This window comes from Pseudomonas maumuensis (assembly GCF_019139675.1).
GTDB lineage: Bacteria > Pseudomonadota > Gammaproteobacteria > Pseudomonadales > Pseudomonadaceae > Aquipseudomonas > Aquipseudomonas maumuensis.
In genome coordinates, this window is the sequence record NZ_CP077077.1 from 4178825 (window position 1) to 4198635 (window position 19811).

Annotated in this window: 10 protein-coding genes and 5 tRNA genes; 3 read left to right on the forward strand and 12 right to left on the reverse strand. The window is 59.8% G+C overall.

The features are described 5' to 3' along the window. Nucleotides 1-76 precede the first annotated feature (76 nt). From KSS90_RS18655 to KSS90_RS18665, 3 genes are all read right to left on the reverse strand, one after another. On the reverse strand, nucleotides 77-3784 hold the full coding sequence (locus tag KSS90_RS18655) for a hypothetical protein (protein ID WP_217866752.1): 3708 nt from the start codon (nucleotides 3782-3784) through the stop codon (nucleotides 77-79). Nucleotides 3785-3873: 89 nt separating this feature from the next. After that, entirely contained in the window at nucleotides 3874-6291 is a 2418-nt protein-coding gene (locus KSS90_RS18660; RefSeq protein WP_217866753.1) for a hypothetical protein, read from the reverse strand. A gap of 21 nt (nucleotides 6292-6312) precedes the next feature. After that, nucleotides 6313-7776 carry a hypothetical protein gene (locus KSS90_RS18665; protein WP_217866754.1) on the reverse strand — a complete coding sequence of 488 codons (1464 nt, stop codon included), beginning with the start codon at nucleotides 7774-7776 and terminating at the stop codon, nucleotides 6313-6315. A gap of 192 nt (nucleotides 7777-7968) precedes the next feature. On the opposite strand from KSS90_RS18665, the gene KSS90_RS18670 reads away from it, so the two are divergent. Beyond that, entirely contained in the window at nucleotides 7969-12891 is a 4923-nt protein-coding gene (locus KSS90_RS18670) for an RHS repeat-associated core domain-containing protein (protein ID WP_217866755.1), read from the forward strand. A gap of 67 nt (nucleotides 12892-12958) precedes the next feature. Here the strand turns inward: KSS90_RS18670 and KSS90_RS18675 are convergent. The 5 genes from KSS90_RS18675 to KSS90_RS18695 all read right to left on the reverse strand — a co-directional run bounded on the left by KSS90_RS18675 (nucleotide 12959) and on the right by KSS90_RS18695 (nucleotide 13517). After that, nucleotides 12959-13034, reverse strand: a tRNA-Gly gene (locus KSS90_RS18675). Nucleotides 13035-13113: 79 nt separating this feature from the next. Further along, a tRNA-Gly gene (locus KSS90_RS18680) sits at nucleotides 13114-13189 on the reverse strand. A 4-nt stretch (nucleotides 13190-13193) separates the two neighbouring features. Continuing rightward, a tRNA-Glu gene (locus KSS90_RS18685) sits at nucleotides 13194-13269 on the reverse strand. Nucleotides 13270-13361: 92 nt separating this feature from the next. Next, nucleotides 13362-13437 (reverse strand) — tRNA-Gly (locus tag KSS90_RS18690). A 4-nt stretch (nucleotides 13438-13441) separates the two neighbouring features. After that, nucleotides 13442-13517: transfer RNA gene (locus KSS90_RS18695), tRNA-Glu, on the reverse strand. 437 nt (nucleotides 13518-13954) lie between these two features. On the opposite strand from KSS90_RS18695, the gene KSS90_RS18700 reads away from it, so the two are divergent. Then, entirely contained in the window at nucleotides 13955-14722 is a 768-nt protein-coding gene (locus tag KSS90_RS18700; protein ID WP_217866756.1) for a hypothetical protein, read from the forward strand. A gap of 165 nt (nucleotides 14723-14887) precedes the next feature. Here the strand turns inward: KSS90_RS18700 and KSS90_RS18705 are convergent, their stop codons facing one another. Both KSS90_RS18705 and KSS90_RS18710 read right to left on the reverse strand, forming a co-directional pair. Beyond that, nucleotides 14888-15370, reverse strand: coding sequence for a GAF domain-containing protein (locus tag KSS90_RS18705; RefSeq protein WP_046856554.1), 483 nt, complete (start codon nucleotides 15368-15370; stop codon nucleotides 14888-14890). Beyond that, nucleotides 15371-16258 carry an ATP-binding protein gene (locus KSS90_RS18710; RefSeq protein WP_102684229.1) on the reverse strand — a complete coding sequence of 296 codons (888 nt, stop codon included), beginning with the start codon at nucleotides 16256-16258 and terminating at the stop codon, nucleotides 15371-15373. Between the two features lie 186 nt (nucleotides 16259-16444). Here KSS90_RS18710 and KSS90_RS18715 point away from each other — a divergent pair, with 186 nt between their 5' ends. Then, on the forward strand, nucleotides 16445-18799 hold the full coding sequence (locus tag KSS90_RS18715; RefSeq protein WP_217866757.1) for a response regulator: 2355 nt from the start codon (nucleotides 16445-16447) through the stop codon (nucleotides 18797-18799). Here KSS90_RS18715 and KSS90_RS18720 read toward each other — a convergent pair. After that, on the reverse strand, nucleotides 18789-19277 hold the full coding sequence (locus tag KSS90_RS18720; RefSeq protein WP_217866758.1) for a glutathione peroxidase: 489 nt from the start codon (nucleotides 19275-19277) through the stop codon (nucleotides 18789-18791). The two genes, KSS90_RS18715 and KSS90_RS18720, sit on opposite strands and share 11 nt — an antisense overlap. Nucleotides 19278-19289: 12 nt before the next feature. Continuing rightward, nucleotides 19290-19685 carry a peptide-methionine (R)-S-oxide reductase MsrB gene (gene msrB, locus KSS90_RS18725; RefSeq protein ID WP_217866759.1) on the reverse strand — a complete coding sequence of 132 codons (396 nt, stop codon included), beginning with the start codon at nucleotides 19683-19685 and terminating at the stop codon, nucleotides 19290-19292. Nucleotides 19686-19811: the final 126 nt, after the last annotated feature.

Here is a 19811-nt window from a genome sequence, read left to right on the forward strand (position 1 = left end):
TAGAATTTCTAAAAAATCTTAAGAACAGCGCAGCGTGATAGTAAACCTACACTTCAAAAAGTCTTATCCCCCAGAGTTATGAGCCCCCCTCTTCCTCTTCATCCCAATCATCCGGTTCAACTCCTGCCTCGGCATTTTTGACGATTAGATAATCTCGATAACGCGTAGGATTCTCCGCATCATAGGACACCCAGAGATCGGTAGTATTACCCTGGCTATCTTGAAGCTTATACAGCAAGCTATTCTTGTACTTGCCCACAGACTCCTTGTCAGCACCCTTGAAATAAACATTATCCGCCCTGAAATTACCCAACAGCAAACCACGACTGGTGAAATGATCAGGATTGATAGATTCCTTCAGGTGAGTTTCTGCGTTGAGATTTCCCGTCAGCTTAGTAAGCCCTTTAATATCAAACCTCATGTCCGTCGGCTTCGTCGCGTCGGACTTCGTCGACCAGAACGCCCAGCCGGTATAGCTGATCAAGTCGACCTGATCGTGGTCGTCCTCCCAGACCGCCATGGCGCTGCGTTCACCAGCGTCAACACTGCCACTCAACACCTTCACCTTGAGGAACTTCCTGCCCGTCGACGATACCAAGCGCCAGTAGTCCGCTGAATTCAATTCCAGGTCGAAATCATCATCTTCATTCCCTCTGCGCGGCGGTCGCACCCGATCTCGCTCGAATGAGTACTCGCTTCTGTTCACCTCGTGTTTTTTCACGGTTACCGTGATTGTTGGGGTCCCTTCGCTGTCCCCGCCCGTAGAATAGTGCCAGGCACCATGGCGGTCCTGTAGACCGGCATAACAGTCGATGGACTTCTGCGGCTCCTCTCTACTCAGGATGTAGTACTTCTCCGATTCGAGTATTCCGGAAGTCTCCTTGACATCAACGCTATTCGTCGAGCCTGCCAGATCATAAGAATTCCTGTTTCGAGAAAATGCCCACAACACCTGACTATTTTTCGGGAGTACTCCGGTTATCTCCGGTAATTTCAGGCTCGTCGCCTTGGAAAACAGGCGCACACTCCCTGCTTCCCCGAGTTGGATCGGAACCCCCGTCACCTCCATCCGCAGACCAACTTCAATTTGCATATGCCCATTGCCATAAAGCTGGACACCGCCAGCAGGCATCGTCAAGTCGAACGTCTTAAGCGCATCCCACACAGGCATATCGGATATGTTCTTGATCGTCGTAGTACCGGTCGCCACCAGACTGCCCAAAAGCCAAACCTCGGCGCTAACACGATCCCAACCCGTATCGGTGTTGCCTGCGGTATACAAGCCTTCGGCATCGATGCTACCTGCCATGCTCGAATCGCCCTCTTCCCTCTCAACTTTCCACTTGACCTGGTCATTGCCGATCAGTGGGTAGACGAACTGCACCTTGGACCCTGGGCCAACAGCCAGTGGTCCTTTTGGCAAGAGATCGAAACTCGGAACCCCTTCCTGGTGCATGGACAACCGTGGCAGCTGTGGGTTTTGCTTGCGACGCTTGCGCGCCGCTTGGGCAGCCGCCAGACGCGGGAACAGGTCAAGGGGCAGAGGCCGGACCAAATGGCCTTGATAAAGATGTCCTTCATACTCGAGTGTGGCGATGATCACCACGAACGCATCGGTGGCAGTCGGGTCGGGGACGTAGTATTCATCCATGACCTTACCAGGCCCCACTACCTCCCAGACGATGTCCTCCAACGGATCTTCATTTTCACCGTAGTAGGCCTCGAGCTTCAGGCCCTGTTCGGTCACCTTGGCGGCAGGTACGATGCTCAACTCGGGCGCGCCGTGTTCCGAGAGAACGACTCCCCCGCGCACTGCCTGGGTCGCGTCACTGGTCATCGAAATCCTGTCGACCACGTAGGTCCGGCCTGCCTGCCGCGGTCCCGCTTTATACAACGCCGCCGAGGTATCAGCTTCGGGTTCGAACGTACCTTTGACACCCGCCTCGCCTTCGACCTGCCACGTATACCGGACATCGTCCTGCGCCATGGAGACCCCGACGAACCGGACCTCATCGCCCCCGCTATGGCCTCGTATCAGATACTTGAACAATGGCGCCATCATCAGCCCGACGGTATTGACGCTCACCAACACCGAACTGCTCATGCCCGTCACGGGATCCTCGGCAACCACCTTGATACGCAAGTTGCCCCCCGTCACCGTTGGGGCTTGGTACGCGCCTGTATTTGCATTCATCAGGCCAACGTCGACAGGGCCTCCCGGCAACGCCTCGGCGCGCCATTTCAGCCCCTGGCGCGGTGGCTGGACCGTGAACGTGAACTTTTGCCCTGCGACCAACTGCAATTCCTGCTGCTCGATTCGGAACCGGCTTTCGACTTTTTCGAAAGCCCCTGTCACTACCAGGTTGTTGGGCGTGGCCCCCACCTGCCAGCGCAAATCGCGGGTTTCGAACAAGCGCAGGAAAGGCAGCAACTGCTCGGTCACGCGAACCAACGGGCGGGCATTGACGGCATTCAGATAGCCGGCCCGGACGATCTGTTCGAGAGCGCTGGCCATCTCGTCCTGCAGTGTCGCGGACAACTGTGCCGGCAAACCCTCGATCAGCGCCGGCTCGGTCGCCGCCGCCAGCCATCGCCCCTGCAGCAGATCACCGGTCGCATCGGCCTCGATGAGTTGCAGGCTGTAGTTCAGCTGGGGTTGCACCTGCACCGAGTGGGCTGTCCATTGCTCTGAACCGGCGATCCGGTATTGAAAGGCGAGACTACAGCGCGGTTGCCAGGTCTGAATCGCCCTGTCCGGCTCGAATGTCACGTGCAACGGCGTGCCAGATGCGGCATCGAGGACAAATTCGTCATACACGAACTCCAGCCGCGAGCTGTGGTGCAGCCCTTTGGGCACCGACATCACGCCTTCGTCCGCATCGATCCTGGGCAGCGGCTGGGCTGAAGAGTTGCCATAGTCATAACGCCCTCCTTGCAGGCTGGCCATGATGCTCTGAGCAAAGGCAACCCGGTGCAGCAGGTGGCGCGACAGCAAGGCGGTGCAACCTTGCCCGCTCTCACCGTCCGAACCCAGCAGATAGGGGAATGTATCCCCCACACGTGGGTAATCGACCGGCCCACCATGCTCGAAGTTGATGAACAGCAACACGCAGCTGGGTGGCGTCTGGCCTGCCGCCACATGCGTGTTGCCGTCGACCTGGGTGCGCAGTTGCATCTCCTTGACCTTGCGCAAGGGGTTGTCTTCGTTTACCTGCACCTGGGCCATCTGCAGCTTTGCCCTGGGCGCCTCGAGGTCACCGAGCATCTGGCTGAACAGCTTTGCCGCATTCTCCTGGCCAACCTCTCCTTTGCTAACGGCCAGCTCGTGCTCCAAGCCATCTCTCAGGCTGGTCGCCAGAGTGCCGGCGCTGTAACTGATCGGCAGTTCCAGCCCGGCGTCGATGCCGGCGAAGGGCGGGTGTTCATTGAGCGTCAGGATGGCATCCAGCCCCTGCGTACGAATCTGAGTTCCCCCTTCCAGCACCGCGGAAACCTTTACCCTGGGGGTGCCGTAATTGGTGGCGGCAACTTGCAGGGCAAGGTTGGAGAGCCGGTACCCCTCCAACTCGTACTGCTGGGTGGAGTCATTGATCGCGACCGGCCCGCCCAAGCCCTCCACACCCTGGGCAGTGGCGAGCCGTTGCAGGTCATCGTGCTGCAACGCGGCGTTGAGCAGCTCCAGGGGCAAGCCGATGATCATGTCCCAGCCGTAAAGCCTACGGTTGTTTTCACTTGACTCGTCCTTCATCCACGACAACAGCGGCGCTGGTATCTCGAAAGTCATCTGATGTGCTCCTAGGCAAGCGTGGTGCTTCAGGCAAAGCCGATTGATCAATCGGCAAGGGCCCCGCCGGGATCAGGGCTGTTGGCTGCTCATTGCTGATCCGGCAGCTTGTACTCGTGCAGGGGCAGAGGCAGGATGACCATCCCTCTCTTCGTGCCAAGCGGGCCAGGTTTCTTGATCTCGACATCGATCAGCGCAAAGCGGTCTGCGGCTCCGGGCACCGGTCTATAGATCGCCTCGCCGTTTGCCGACCCTGTGACAGGCTCGATGCCTTCGGGGCCGAGGATGACCTTCCAGGTGACCTCATCCTTGTCGGGATCGATTTCGCTCAGCGGCCGCAGGCGCGCACTCACGCCCTGGACCACATCGCTTACATGGATGTTGGCCGGTTTGCTTTTCATCAGCGTGATCATGTAAACCCTGAACGTGTCCGTGTCGGGTGCCGCCGGGTCCTTCGCCACGATCTCGTCGATCACGTACGATTTGCCGGACGCCTCCGGTGGCGGCGTATAGCCCACGCCACGGCCTGTGGTGGCGTCCAGTTCGCCTTTCGCCTCGCCTTCGAGAGACCATTGCAGGACACTGGGGTCGACCAGCGTCGAACTGGCCACCAACTGCTCCTTGCGGCCGGCGACGCAGATCTTCACCAGCGGCGAAATCAGCAAGTTGCTCTTGGTGACCGTCGTCAGGCTGTAGCTGTAGGCTCCCGACTCGGTCGTGGCCTTGATCCGCTCGCGCCAAAGATTTCCTTGGAACTGGCTTGCCTTGGGTGCGCGATATACGCCACTTTGCGGATCGATAGTCCCCAGGGCCTTGCCGCCCTGCAACGCCTCGACCTCCCAGCGCTTGATCGGGCTGGAGCCAGCGGCCTGCATCTGCCGAGTCTGGTCGCTGCCGACGATCAGCCACTGTGGTGTGAGGGTGGGAGCATCTTGATGCACGGCAATCTGCGCAAAGCGCACGGCGTCGCACGGGCCGTAGGTCTCGCCGCCGACAATCACTTCATCGAAACCCAGCGCGAGTAGCTTGTCGAGAATGTTATCGACCTTTTCGTCGATAGCGACGATCTCGTCGAGTTTTGATACTGCACGCTTCGCGAACTTAGTGACTTCATCCCTACACTGCAGTACTGACCCGTTTGCGCGCTGTTCCGCGGTGCTTGCGTCGTTATAGTAGTGCAGGGGATAGAAGTATTCGTACAGGGATTTACTCCAGCGATCAAAGTCCACAGGCAAGAGACTCCCTGGCTGACGCACAATCCTGACCGGCGGGCCGTCCTCGACTGTGTAGTTAGTCGTATAGTGCATCTTCAGCACCTCGCGTTTCGAAGCTTTGTGCTCTTCTTCCGATGCATCATCCACACCATACCAAGCCTTGGCGGCATTTTCCCAGGCGTTGTCCATATCGGATTCGTCGTCATCGTCAGTCTCTTTCGAAAACTCGTCAATCATCACCTCGATTTCGATCGCATCCCAGTTCAAGGTGCCCTGGGTTTCCGTCAACTCGATAGTGAAATTATCCTGTTTCGCTCTGCCGGGATCATTGTTGATAGCCAACGCGATCTGGAATGACAGATAGTTCTCAATTACTTCGCTTTTACGGGGCTCATTAGCCTCGACATTACTGAGTTTGATACGCCCCAGGCGCTGATCGTCATACTCGACCGTGGGCGTCTGACCAAATTGCTCGAGCAAACGTGGATAAAGTGCCAACAGCAAAGTGCGCCGGATACCCAGCATCAAGGTAGCGGTAGACTGCGGACGATCGATCGGGTGCAGGAATTTGAAATCGTTGCCTACCGACGGCGGCTTGCCTGTGAAACCTTCCTTCATGCTGATGAAAATCAGCAGTGAGCCGTTATCACCGGTATCACGCTGGGTACGCAACGCGAACACATGCGGCCGCAGATGCTCTGGCGCGTCACCGGGCTTGATTTCGCCCAAGGGGAATATGCGTTGTTCAGCGGGCAGGCTCTCGAAAAGGCCTCTGAAGAGAGCGCCGGTGATGAACTGCAGCTTGGGGTCTTCGTCGATATCGACCGAAAAGTCGCTGCTCTTGCTCAAGTCCAGCGTTATCTTGCCACTGTCCTTTATCGCACCATCCACTTCGTCGAGGTGCAAATTCAGGCTGAGCACCGGGCCATGCAACGGTGTAATGGCGTCCAGCGCGGTAACCTTGTAACCGTCAGTGATCGATTCGAGTGTCACCTTGGTCCCGTCGATGATCACCATGTTCAACCAACCGACCGAATCATCGAGGTCTTCATCACCGAAGAGGAGCCTGGGCATGTCCAGTTGAAAGTCATGGAGGTAATACCGCAGGTATTCGTCCTCTACCACAGGAGTACTGAACGGCTCGAAATAGCTGTCACTGGTAAAGCGCCTAATATATTCCTGCTCCAGCAGGTGATTGGTTTTTGCGCCGTGCAGCGCCACCACCACGTCTTCGGGCGATGTCCGCGTCTTGATGGCCATCCACTGAAGCAGGGTGTAAAGATTGTCAGCCATGTTTAACTCCGGGAGTTGTCTTTATTGTTTGAGCGGCAGTGTCAAATCCTGCAGCATCGCGCTGCCTTTGCCATCCGGTTCTTTTTCTGAAACATTGAAGTGCAGGGTCGTCGCTAACCTGACCTTTTTACCGCTGAGATGGCTCGAGGGAAAAGAGGCCTTGAACGACTTGCTCTCTAAGTGCTCCGCCGTGACTAGCTGATCCATCACCAAAGCAGGCGTACCTTCTTCAGGATGAAGAATGACCCGCACGCGCTGCCCTTCTGCCATCAACGGCCACCCCCCCAACTCAATCTCAACATCGCTCAGAGACTTGGGTAGCTCATCGATGCCCTGCGCTTGTAGACACTGCAAGCGGGGCATATATTTCTGATCCTCGCTGCCGGGTAAGCTAATTGACAAGTCGCTGCTTTTCGAAACCACCGAAATACCCTCAGGAGAAACATGAACGAAGTATACTTTTGCATTCACACCCAATATGACATCCAGCGTACCCGGCGCGAACGTGAACACTTGCCTCCCGTTTATTTCTTTGAACACATCCGTGCTCAGCAACGGCACATTGTCAGCATCAACAATACGCATGGTAGTGCTACCGCCACTAATATCGGCATTTTCTGGAATCGTCACAGCCAAGCCGGCACGGGCCGAGTAGAAGGTCAGCGTAGGATGCAATTCTGGCGCTTCGTCAATCGCGCGATCATTCGACACCCTCACGGGTAGAGGTAAACTTCTGAGCCCCCGATTTGCACGCCCATAGTGCATCTGCAAACTGATATTTTTCTTGTCTACATTTGCCTTCAACCATGCCTGGCTAAGTGTGAACTGCAACTCCGACTGCCCATCAGCGTCGACGAACTGCCAGTCCGCGACACCTCCAGTTGATTCAAACAGCACAACGATGTCGTTGAACTGGATGTCTGGATATGCGGGGGACTTCAGCGTGACGCCATTGGGGTGGTCCTGCGGATACAGTACAGCGCCTACCCCCTCTTCGAAGCTGGGCGTCTCCAACCGCTCCGGAGCGGGGTCCGCCAAGAGCAACTGAACAGATTGAGTAATGGACTTGAGCGGCTCACTGTTTTCAGGAGTAACGGTGAAGTAAAAATCGGCGTAGAACCCTACAAGGTTCTCCGGGGCAAGCAGATCCTCTCGCATCAATGGGAAAGTCACAGGCTTGCCTACATCCTCAGCTTTCAGTATTTTCGCCATTTTTGGCAAACGACCGATCGGCTGGCCGGCGATGATGAACGCCTGAAAAAACACTTCCACTTCATCGTTCTCTTTCATTCCGTCATAAGGCATAACCGCCACAGTCGTGAATTGTTCGAAATCATGAACATCAAGAGTCAGTTTCAACCCAGGCTGCCGCGGGTCATTACGATGCATCAGGTATTGCATCATCGGCACTTGAAATTCCACAGCCGGATACGGTGCTACGCGCTCAATGGGCGCTCGGGAAAATTTCGAAGCTGACTGTTCCATTCCAACACCCCTGACATTGGTCGCTCGCCATAAGCAGACTCATTTCGTTAGGGCTGTTTTACGCCAAATAGGCAGCTTGAAAAACTGACAAAAATGCTAGGTGTCGACACTTCCCGGGCCCTTTAGCCTGATGACTTGCTAGCCGGTTCAGCCGTGCCCTACCAGATTCACGTCATGTACGGGAGCACTTCAATGTCCGCAGAAACCGCACTTCATTCGAAAGCTTTCAACTTCATGAGTTACCTGCAAGGCGGGGTCGATCCACGCACCGGCCAGTACACCTTCTCCATCGACTTGCGCGAAACACAGGCCAACTTCCTGCAGGGGCCGGGCCTGCCGCTGACCCTGTTCTTCAACCCGCTCAACCGTAACGACTCGGGCTATGGCCGCGGTTGGAACCTGCAACTGTCGCAGTACGACACCGATAGCAAGATCGTCAACGTGCATAGCGGTGAAAGCTTTGCCGTCACCGGCAAGGACGGCCAGTACCAACTGACCATGTCCGAGAAGAAGATCGACAATTTCCACCTGGAGGAGGCTGGCGCCGATACCTTCCGCCTTGCCCACCGCTCGGGGCTGGTGGAAATCCTCACGCTGCAGCGCGGCACCACCCTGGCCATGCCGACCAAGGTCTACTCGGACAAAGGGCACGGCATCACGCTTGCCTACGAGGTGGTCGCCGGCGCGCCGCGGCTGACGTCGATCCGTGACGAGCGCCGGAAGATCTTCTCGTTCGAGCGCAAAGCGGCGAGCGTGCCGGGGCGGCCAGAGGTCAAGGAAATCATCTCTCTGGTGCTCAACCCTGACGCCAGCGGCAGCAGCCGGGTCGAGTACCAGATGGAGCTGGACCAGAACCAGCGGGTGACCTCGGTGCGCCTGCCCACGGCCAACGATGCCGAGCAGAAGGTCTACCCCTACTGGCGTCTGAGTTACACGCAGATCGATGGCTACCACTGCATCGACAAGGTGCGCACGCCCCTCGGCGCCCGTGAAACCCTCAGCTACAGCGCCCCTGGCAAAGGCCATGTCATCCCTAAGAGCACGGCCACCCTGCCCCGGGTCGTGAAGCATGAGATCGACCCACGCTCCGGCCAGCCCAAGATCGTGACCAGCTATGACTACGGGCTCTCCAGTGATGCTGGCGGTGGCTACAAGATAGGCAACAACTTCCTCGGGGCCGGCCTGGACCTGAACAACCCCGACACCCGCCTGGACTATTTGTACCGCTATACCGTTGATTACCTGTATGGCTCGATCGAGACGCAGGTCAGTGGGTCGATCACCCGCACGGTCGAACGTCGCTTCAACCGTTTTCACCTGCTCGAGCTCGAACGCACACGCCAGCAGCAGCAGGAGAACGGTCGGACCGTCAGCTACACCCACGACACCACCACCACCTACAGCATCAGCAACGGCTATTTCGAGCAACAGGCCGCTTATTGCCAGTTGCCCGAGGACACCCTCAACCGCTGGGTCAAGAGCCCGGGGAGCGAGCGCGAGGAAACCACCACCCGCCGCCGCTATCACAACGACGGCAACCTCAAGGAGGAAACCCAGGCCACCGGCGTGCGCGTGGCCTACGAGTGGTACAGCGCCGACGGTGAGGGCAGCGACTGCCCGAAAGACGCCGAGGGCTTCAACCGCCACCTCAAGAGCACCACCACCCATCCGGACCCGCAAGCCCAACATGGCAGTGCCTTGGCGACCTACCAGCATCGTCGGTACGAGCAGGGCGAGCCGCTCGACACAGCCGACAGCGAACATGTGAAAAAGTGGCACCGGGTGAAGAATGACAACCTGTATGAAGGTACGAACAACCGTGGCACGCTGCTGCAGGCCGGCGACTACCTGTATCACGACGAACCCGCCGACGGCCTGCTGCATGGCCGGGTGAAGGAAGAAACGCTCACCCTCAACGGCCTGGCCACCACCACCACCTATGCATATGGCGTCGAGACGAAGGGCACCTTCCTCGCCGAGCCGGTGCTGGTGACCACCCAGACCGTGACCGGCCACGACCACCAGGACACCGGCAAGCCCGAGGACGCGCGGCGCAAGACCGTCACTTCGGAGCACTCGCAATTTACCAGTGAGCAGGTGCTGATCAAGAATCACAACGGGGTCAGCGTTCAGATCGAGCAGAATGAACTAGGCCAGGTCGTTACCGAGATCGTCGCCCCAGGCGAAGGAGCCTATGAGGCCAGACGCACGTACACATATACGCTCTGTCCGAACAACGGATCCTGGGATTTCCCTGAGGATGAGCAGGTGCAGCAATCCATGATCAATGCCCGCGGGGTAAACACTGTCACCTATACCGACGGTTTGGGCAGGCCAGTGAGGGAGGAGCGCGACCATATCGACGAACGGAGTGAGAACACACGCAAGCATATGAAGGAGACGGTGACACTCGCCTATGATGCCCTCGGCCAGAAAACCAGGGTAACGGCAACCGACTACCACTCAATCGCACCCACCGAAGCTCAACCCTCCCCCGCGCCGGAGCCTCTGACGCTCACCACGCGATTCAGCTACGACGGCTGGGGCCAGGAATGCTGTGTACAAGGCCCCGACCAGGTCATGCGTTACACGGAAAATGACCCTACCGGTCAGGGCAAGCATGCTGGCTACATTCGCACGCAGTGGGCACAAAGCCCTGAGGCCAGTTTCAAGATCAGTGACAAGCAGCAAACCTGGCTCAACCTGTTCGACAAACCCGACCAGGTGCATCGGCTTGACGCTCAAGGCAAGTCCATCGCGATCCAGCGCTACGAGTACGACGGGCTAGGCAATACCAAGGTTCATGTCAATGAGCGAGAACATGCCACCCATTATGATTTCGATGCCTGGAACCGCATGACCCGCACAACACTGGCAGATGGAACACGGGTCAATCGCAGCTACACCGAGCACTCCAGCACAGAGCTACCCAGCCAGGTCTACGTGGATCGGGAGGCCGACAAACTCAAGCGGGGACAGCGCCGCGTGGAGGGGCCTGTTGTCCTGGGAACCCGCAGCTATGATGGCATCGACCGTTTGGCAGCGTCACGAACTGGCGAACGCCAGGAAACACTGCTCTATTTGAAAGGGAACATGCAACCGGACCTCAGAACAAATAATGCTCAGCAAAAAATTACCTATGATTACGACCTGCTACTTAGGGAAATGCCCACAACCAGAAGAGCTGAAGACACGTCTTCGTTTATCCTCAACAAGACCAACGGTTTGCTTGAAACTGCCGTTAATGACCTGGGTGAGCGCTTCTATGGCTACGACTGGAACAACCGCACGAATAAAGAGACCTGGCAAAGCAAGGATGGCTCCAGCCGCTATAGCGTTGAGCAAGGTACCTCCCCACTTGGGCGCCTGAACTGGCAGCGGGTCGAGGGTGGGCCCGAGAGCCTCATGACCTACAACGCCAAGGGGCAATTGACGCATGTTGCCGGCGGCGACCTGCATACAACGCTGAATTACGACACCCTGGGACGCCTGGCAAAGATCGAATTGGAGAACAACCAGACCCAAGAAACGCTCGTCACCCTCTTGGACTATGACGTACACGGCCAGGAAGAAAAACGTACCTTCACTCGCAAAGGGCACCTCGAGCGCACACTGGTGCAAACTTGGTGGCCGGATGGTCTGCTCAAAAGCCGTGAGCTCAACGAGGCTGAAACTTCCTTGTTAAAGGAAGACTTTATCTATGACGAACGCGCCCGCCTGAAAGTCCATGAGTGCAGTGGCACAGACCTGCCGCGCACACCGGAAGGTCGCGAATACACCGGCCAAACATTCGACTTCGACGACTTCGACAACATTATTCGATGTGAAACGCGTTTTGCAGACCACTCAACGGAAACCGCCACGTTCCACTACGAGAACGCCGACCCCTGCCAGCTGACGCGGGTGATCTACTCCCCTGAAAGGAGCGGCACGCCTGCGAGCTTCACCTATGATGCCAATGGTTGCCAGAAGCTCGATGAAAAAGGCCGCGCAGTGACGCATGATTCGCAACGACGACTTACTTCCGTGGGCAGCGTCGGACAGGGCCCTGCAGGTCGCTACGGCTATGATGCGCATGACCATCTTACGACTCGCCAGAATGACGCAAGCGCGGAAACTACTGCCCTGTACTTCCAGGGAAATCGCTTGCGCCTGGCCATTCGCGATGCTCAGGTTCAGACCCACCTACTGTACGCTGGCGACATGCCACTAGGGCAGCAAGACACTTCTACCGACAGCCCTACGTTGATGTTCAGTTGCAACGCCAGCGGCAGTGTGATTACCGAAAGCCTGGAAGCGCATGCCAGGTACAGTGCCTATGGCGAGCGCTTCGGCGCCTTGGCGAGCCTGCTTGGCTTCAACGGCGAATCACTCGACCCTGTCAGTGGCTGGTACTTGCTGGGCCGAGGCAACCGAGCCTACAACCCGACGCTAATGCGCTTCCTCAGCCCGGATTCGCTCAGCCCGTTCGACAGCGGTGGCATCAATTGCTATGCCTACTGCCAGGGCAACCCGATCACTTTCAGGGATCCGACAGGACGCAGCAGGAGCCTGGGCGAAGATGGCAGTAGAAGCCTGGGCAACGACGGTACCCGGACATTGGAAATGACGCCCCAGGAAATCTGGGAAGCAAGCATGAGGCCGAAAAACTCACCCTGGAAAGCCTTGCTGATTGGCGTGGTTTTTACGGCATTAGCGATCATCGGTGCGGTGTTGACAGCCGGGGCCTCGCTGGCGCCCACGATTGCAGCTGCCGCCGCCGCGGGCACCACCTTAGGCTATGGGGCGGCCTTTGCCGCATCATCATTAGCGGTGAAGCTAACCATTGCAATGGCGGTTGCTGGGGCCGCAGTGCAGACAGCTTCCTTTGGCCTGGAAACGGCAGCCAACTTCGGGATGACCAAGCTATACAAACCGCTTGAGATTTTCGGTTATGCATCCATGGCGTTTGCGGTTGGGGATAGCGTCGTGCATGGTGCCTTGTCACGTTTCACTGGAGGCTCTGGCAAAATCGCAAATGAGCCGACGCCAGGCTGGGTTAATGCTCCAGCAAGCCGTAGGCCCTCCACCACGTCAGAATCGGACTTTAAGTCACCAGACCAGATTAGAGGATGACCTGATCCATCGCATAAAATCCCCTCCAAAAAAAAACGCCACTTCAAACGAAGTGGCGTTTTCAATTTGGAGCGGGAAACGAGACTCGAACTCGCGACCCCGACCTTGGCAAGGTCGTGCTCTACCAACTGAGCTATTCCCGCAGGGTGAAGCTTTACCGCATTGGCGTGAAGCGCCTTGAAGACCTTCACCGCCGGCACCGCCGAAACGATGCATTGAAACTGGAGCGGGAAACGAGACTCGAACTCGCGACCCCGACCTTGGCAAGGTCGTGCTCTACCAACTGAGCTATTCCCGCAATATGGCGTCCCCTAGGGGACTCGAACCCCTGTTACCGCCGTGAAAGGGCGGTGTCCTAGGCCACTAGACGAAGGGGACTAAGCCGACGCTTTTCAGCGCACCAGAACATGAACCTCACGATTCAGCCTGGATTTTCTTTTCCTGCCCTGCCGAAGCAGTGCCGGAGAAACTGGAGCGGGAAACGAGACTCGAACTCGCGACCCCGACCTTGGCAAGGTCGTGCTCTACCAACTGAGCTATTCCCGCAATGTGGCGTCCCCTAGGGGACTCGAACCCCTGTTACCGCCGTGAAAGGGCGGTGTCCTAGGCCACTAGACGAAGGGGACACGCTGCTCGCATTTTCATGCTTGCTTTCACTCCCTGCCGCGCTTCGCTGTGTGCTTTACGCTGCAAGTGGCGCGCATTCTATGGATGCCTTGGAAGGTCGTCAACCCCTTTGTAGAAATTTATTTAAATCAATGACTTCCCGTCGTCATGGGCGGTGGTGCAGGATGCGTCCGGGGATTGGCGTTGCTTTTCTGACGCCGGCTCGGCAAGCTCGTAGCGATGTGCCACCATCTGTAGGTTTTGGATGACAGGCCGATATAGAGAGGCAAGGCTTGAGAGCCGGTCGCGGGGCACGTCGCATCGGCGCACAGCCACTCTCACGCGTACCCAACAGGTATAAGGGAGCGCAGACTGTTCCGCCGGGCTGCACTGTTCGCTTTTGGGCGGACTCACTACACTCTCGATAGATGCAAAACTTCTTCATGAGGCGTTAACGGTGACACCACTTCTGATCACCCTGCTTATCGTTGCAGGTATCGCGCTGCTGATCGTGATCGGCTACCTGAACAATGTGGTCGAAAACGGCAAGCTCGAGCGTGCACGGCTCAAGGTCGAGCTGGCCGACCGCCTGCGCCGCTGCGGCGAGATCACCGAGACCTTCCCCGGGCAGTTCATGACGCCCGCGCTGAAGCTGCTGCTGACCCGCCTCGAACTGAACCTCAACCAGCGCCAGCTGGCCCTCGACAAGCACAGCGGCGACCTCAAGGCGCGCATCGCCGAGCTGGAGGGGTTGATTGGCCTGGGTGAGCGCATCCCGGTGAGCAACCCTCCTTCGCCGATCCACACCGAAGTCAAGGCCAAGGACGTGCGCTTCTTGCTCGAGCTGCTGCACAACCAGATCGTGCGCGCCACCCAGGAAGGCTTCCTGGCGACCAACGAAGGCAAATACTGGGTCAAGGAAATCCGCCATATCCTGGTACTGCTGCATATCGAGTTCTTCAACAACCTCGGCCAGCAGGCCCTGCAGCAGAACCAGCCCGGCCAGGCGCGCCTGGCCTTCGAGCGTGGCGTGCAGTACCTGCGCAAGCAGCCGGAGCCCAAGCAGTACGAAGAGCAGCTGACCTACATGGAGAAACTGCTGAACCGCGCCAACGCCCAGGTGCTGGACCAGATGGAGCCGGCGGAGAACGACCAGAACGCGCTGACCCAGGGGCTCAAGACCGATGAAGACGAGACCTGGAAGAAGAAAGTCATCTACGATTGATACGCATCAGGGGCTGCTGTGCAGCCCATCGCCGCGGTTCGTCGCCACGACAAGCCGGCTCCCACAGGGACTGCGCAATGCCTAAGGTCTGCGCCCTACCTGTGGGAGCCGGCTTGTCGTGACGACGAACCGCGGCGATGGGCCGCAAGGCGGCCCCTTTTCATTTCAGCAGTCGGTCAACTCGAGGAACACCTCGACCAACCGTTCCAGCCCCGCCTGGTCGGCCGCGCTGAAGCGCGCCAGCTTCGGGCTGTCCAGATCGAGCACGCCGATCAGCCTACCGGCCTTGACCAAGGGAATTACCAGCTCGCTGTTCGACGCACTGTCGCAGGCGATATGCCCGGGGAAGGCATGCACGTCCTCCACTCGCTGGGTGCTGCGGGTGGCCGCCGCGGCACCGCACACACCACGGCTGAACGGAATGCGCACGCAGGCCACCTGGCCCTGGAACGGGCCGAGCACCAGCTCTTCGTTGCGGTTGATATAGAAGCCCGCCCAGTTCAAGTCCTCCACCTGGTTGTAGAGAAACGCCGAGAACTGCGCGGCATTGGCGATGAAGTCACGCTCGTCGGCGAACAGCGCCTGCACTTGCGCGGCCAGCAGGTCGTAGCCGTCGAGGCCTTGGCCACTGGCGTTGAGGTCGATCATTTATTTCTGCTCCAGCAATTGCAGCCCGACCCAGTAGCGGGCGAACTGATAGGCACAACGGCCATTACGGTTGCCGCGGCCGGTGGCCCAGCGCACGGCGAGGATGTCCAGGGCTTCGTCACGCTGCCAGCGCAGCCCGGCCGGGCGCGCCAGCTGGCCGATCCAGTGTTCGACCACGTTGAGGAAATGCTCCTGGCTGAACGGGTAGAACGACAGCCACAGGCCGAAGCGGTCGGACAAGGCGATCTTGTCCTCCACCGCTTCGTTGGGGTGCAACTCGCCGTCGACCATCTTCCAGTTTTCGTTGTCGCTCTGCTTCTCCGGCACCAGGTGGCGGCGGTTGGAGGTGGCGTACAGCAGCACGTTGTCCGGGGCCTGCTCCAGCGAGCCGTCGAGCACGCTCTTGAGCACCCGGTAGTCGCCCTCCCCGGCCTCGAACGAGAGGTCGTCGCAGAACAGGATGAAGCGCTGCTCGAGCTTGTGCAGCTGCTCGACCACCCGCGGCAGGTCGGCCAGGTGGTCGCGCTCGATCTCGATCAGGCGCAGGCCCTGGCCTGCGTGCTCAGCCAACAGCGCGCGCACCAGCGACGACTTGCCGGTGCCGCGCGAGCCCCACAGCAGGGCGTGGTTGGCTGGCAGGCCATTGATGAACTGGTGGGTGTTGCGGCCCAGCTGCTCGCGTTGCTGGTCGACGCCGATCAGGTCGGACAGGCGGATATCGAGGCTGACCTCCAGCGGCATCAGGTAGCCGCTGCGGCCATCGCGCTGCCAGCGGGCGGCGAGGGTGCGGGTCCAGTCGATGTCCGGGCGCGGGGCCGGCAGCAGGGGTTCGAGGCGGGCGAGGACTGATTCGGCGCGGTCGAGAAAAGCGGTAAGGCGGGCGTCCATGGCGACTCCTATTGATTTCAGTTTTTTGGGGCCGCTGCGCGCCCCATCGCCGGCAAGCCGGCTCCCACAGTGAAGAGTGATCACCTGTGGGAGCCGGCTTGCCGGCGATGGGGCGCGCAGCGGCCCTTAATCGACGATCAACTGAAATGAACAGACAGACCCGCCAGCAGCCAGGGCTGATCGGCTATGCTTGCGCAGCGCACGGAGCAAGTAACCGGCTTGGGACCCATGGATATCAAGTTCACCAATCGCCTGTCATACAAGCAAGCCCGGTTGACAGTCCTGGTCGGCTTCATCCTGGGAACATTGCTCAGTCTCATCCAGATCGGCATCGATTATGCCAGCGAAGACGCGTCCATCAACCGTGAAATTCAGGCGCTGCTGAAGATCAGCCACGACACGGCCTCGCGCATCGCCTACAACATCGACACCGAGCTGGCCCAGGAGCTGACCGGCGGGCTGTTGAAATCCCCGGCGCTGATCCGTGCGCGGCTGATCGACAACAACGACACGGTGCTGGCCGACGTGCAGCGGCCACGCATGGAAAGCCGCTACCGGCCGTTGTCGGACTTCCTGTTCGGCGAGCAGCGTCTGTTCCAGGACCGGCTGTTCCTCGCCCATATGCCCGAGGAATACCTCGGCACCCTGTACCTGGACGTCGACACCTACGCCTTCGGCGGGCGCTTCCTCGACCGTGCCGGGGTCACCCTGGTCAACGGTTTCGCCCGCAGCCTGGTGCTCACCGGTATTCTCCTGGCGCTGTTCTATCTGATGCTGACCAAGCCGCTGGTGACGGTGATCGGCGCGCTCAGCGGCAACGATGCGCGCACGCCCCGGCAGAACCGCGTGGACTGCCCCAAGGGCCACGAGAACGACGAGATCGGCGTGCTGGTGCGGGTCGCCAACCAGCAGTTCGTCAGCATGGCTACCGAGATCCAACAGCGACGCACCGCCGAGAACCGCCTGACCCAGTACCTCAACGAGCTGGAAGACATCGTCTCGGCCCGCACCAACGAGCTCAAGGCCAGCAACAGCCGCCTGAGCCTGTCCAACCAGGAACTGGACGAAGCGCGCCAGCGGGCCCTGGACATGGCCCAGGCCCGTGCCGCCTTCCTGGCCAACATGAGCCATGAGATCCGCACGCCACTCAACGGCATGCTGGGCATGATCGCCCTTGCGCTGGACAGCGGCCTGGCCGCCGAGCAGCGCCAGCAGCTGTCGATAGCCCACGACTCGGGCAAGGTGCTGGTGGAACTGCTCAACGATATCCTCGACCTGTCGAAGTTCGATGCCGGCCAGCTGGAGCTCGAGCGCATTCCATTCGACCTCGGCGCGATGGTCGAGGACACCGCCAACCTGCTGTCGCAGAACGCCGCGCCCAGCGTCGAGCTGACCTGCCTGATCGCCCCGGACTTTCCCAGCACGGTGCTGGGCGACCCGACCCGGGTACGGCAGATCGTCAGCAACCTGCTATCCAACGCGCTCAAGTTCACCCGCTTTGGGCGTGTCGATGTGCGCCTGAGCAGCATCGTCGGCGGCGTGCGCCTTGAGGTCAGCGACACCGGCATCGGCATCCCCGAGGAGGCCCAGGCGCGGATCTTCCAGCCGTTCACCCAGGCCGGCGCCGGTATCACCCGCCAATACGGCGGCACCGGCCTGGGCCTGGCCCTGACCCGCAACCTGTGCAAGGCCATGCAGGGGCACCTGCACATCCATTCCGAGACCGGTTTCGGCAGCCGCTTCAGCGCCGACCTGCCGCTACCGGCGCATACCGAGGCCATTCCACCGGCGCCGCTGAGCGGCCGCGTGGTGGCCCTGGGCAACCCCGGCAGTGGCCTGGCCGAGCTGCTGCAAGGGCTGCTGCCGCGCTGGGGGCTGGACTACGTGCGCCATGAAGACGCCAGCGCACTGGCCGGCATGCCGGCCGACCTGCTGATCACCGACGACCTGGACCACGTGCTCGACCTGCGCCCGGCCATCGCGGCACCAATCCTGCTGGTGACCGCCTACGGCAACTTCCTGCCTGCCGAACAGGCCGAGCAGCTGCAACCCTTGCAGCAACTGGCCCGGCCCCTGGCGCGCAATGCCCTGTACCAGACGCTGCGCCGCACCCTGCAAGGGGAGCCCAACGCGCCGCTGCCCCACGAGGTGCCGGCCTCTCGCGAGTTGCGGGCGCGCATCCTGCTGGTCGAGGACAACCCGGTGAACCAACTGGTGGCCAAGGGCATGCTCGGCAAGCTCGGCTGCCAGGTGCAGGTTGCCGCCCACGGCCAGGAAGCCCTGGACTGCCTGGAGCGGGACAGCTTCGACCTGGTGCTGATGGACTGCAACATGCCGGTGATGGACGGCTACGAGGCCAGCCGGCGCATCCGCCAGAGCAGCCGCTGGCCGGAGCTACCGATCGTCGCGCTGACCGCCAACGCCATGCCCGAGGAGCGCGAGCGCTGCCGCGCCGCGGGCATGAACGACTACCTGGCCAAGCCGTTCCGGCGCGAGGAACTGCTGGCGCTGATCGAGCACTGGGTGCCGGTCAGCGGTTGAGCAGCGGCTCTATCGCCGCTTTCAGCGCCTCGGGCTTGGTGGTCGGGGCAAAGCGGGTGACCTTGCCGCTGCGCGGGTCGACCAGGAACTTGGTGAAGTTCCACTTGATCTTCTGCGTGCCCAACACGCCTGGCGCGCGGTGCTTGAGCTCGGCGAACAACGGGTGAGCGCCGGGGCCGTTGACCTCGATCTTGCGAAACAGCGGGAAGCTCACGCCGAAATTGAGCTCGCAGAATTGCGCGATCTCCTGGGCGTCGCCCGGCTCCTGCTTGCCGAACTGGTTACAGGGAAAGCCCAGCACCACCAGGCCCTGGTCGCGGTACGCCTGCCACAGGCGCTCGAGGCCCTTGTACTGTGGGGTGAAACCGCACTGGCTGGCGGTGTTGACCACCAGCAGCGCCTTGCCGGCGAAATCGCCCAGCACTTTCTGCTCACCGCCAAGGGTGACGCAAGGGATGTCCAGCAGCGCATCGGCCATGTTCGCTCTCCGTCAATCGCGTGGCTTGAAGTCCAGGCATACCGAGTTGATGCAGTAGCGTAGCCCGGTCGGCGGCGGGCCGTCGGGAAATACATGGCCCAGGTGGGCGTCGCACTGGGCGCAGGTGACTTCGGTGCGGATCATGCCGTGGGAGGTGTCGCGGATCTCGATCATCGCGGCCTCTTCGATCGGCTCGTAGAAGCTCGGCCAGCCGCAGCCGGAATCGAACTTGGCATTGGAGGCGAACAGCGGCAGGTCGCAGCAGATGCAGTGGTAGACGCCGTCGCGGCGCTCGCTGTTGTACTTGCCGCTGAACGGCCGCTCGGTGCCCTTCAGGCGGCACACCTGGTACTGGGCGGGGTCGAGCATCTGGCGCCATTCTTCGAGTGTCTTGTCGATCTTTTGCATGGTGAACCTCGGCAGGCTGAATTTCACCTCGCGCCGGCTTTTCCCTGGCGCGGGTGGCACGTATATTAGTTAGCTTCGTGTGCAAGGCAGCCAGTCTGGCACCCGCTTCCTGCCCTTTCAAACCTT

Excerpts from the sequence above, each read along its gene's own strand:
- KSS90_RS18665 (WP_217866754.1), bottom strand. The coding sequence starts at position 7,776 with ATGGAACAGTCAGCTTCGAAATTTTCCCGAGCGCCCATTGAGCGCGTA.
- KSS90_RS18670 (WP_217866755.1), top strand. The coding sequence starts at position 7,969 with ATGTCCGCAGAAACCGCACTTCATTCGAAAGCTTTCAACTTCATGAGT.
- KSS90_RS18660 (WP_217866753.1), bottom strand. The coding sequence starts at position 6,291 with ATGGCTGACAATCTTTACACCCTGCTTCAGTGGATGGCCATCAAGACG.
- KSS90_RS18655 (WP_217866752.1), bottom strand. The coding sequence starts at position 3,784 with ATGACTTTCGAGATACCAGCGCCGCTGTTGTCGTGGATGAAGGACGAG.
- KSS90_RS18720 (WP_217866758.1), bottom strand. The coding sequence starts at position 19,277 with ATGGCCGATGCGCTGCTGGACATCCCTTGCGTCACCCTTGGCGGTGAG.
- msrB (WP_217866759.1), bottom strand. The coding sequence starts at position 19,685 with ATGCAAAAGATCGACAAGACACTCGAAGAATGGCGCCAGATGCTCGAC.
- KSS90_RS18705 (WP_046856554.1), bottom strand. The coding sequence starts at position 15,370 with ATGATCGACCTCAACGCCAGTGGCCAAGGCCTCGACGGCTACGACCTG.
- KSS90_RS18715 (WP_217866757.1), top strand. The coding sequence starts at position 16,445 with ATGCTTGCGCAGCGCACGGAGCAAGTAACCGGCTTGGGACCCATGGAT.
- KSS90_RS18710 (WP_102684229.1), bottom strand. The coding sequence starts at position 16,258 with ATGGACGCCCGCCTTACCGCTTTTCTCGACCGCGCCGAATCAGTCCTC.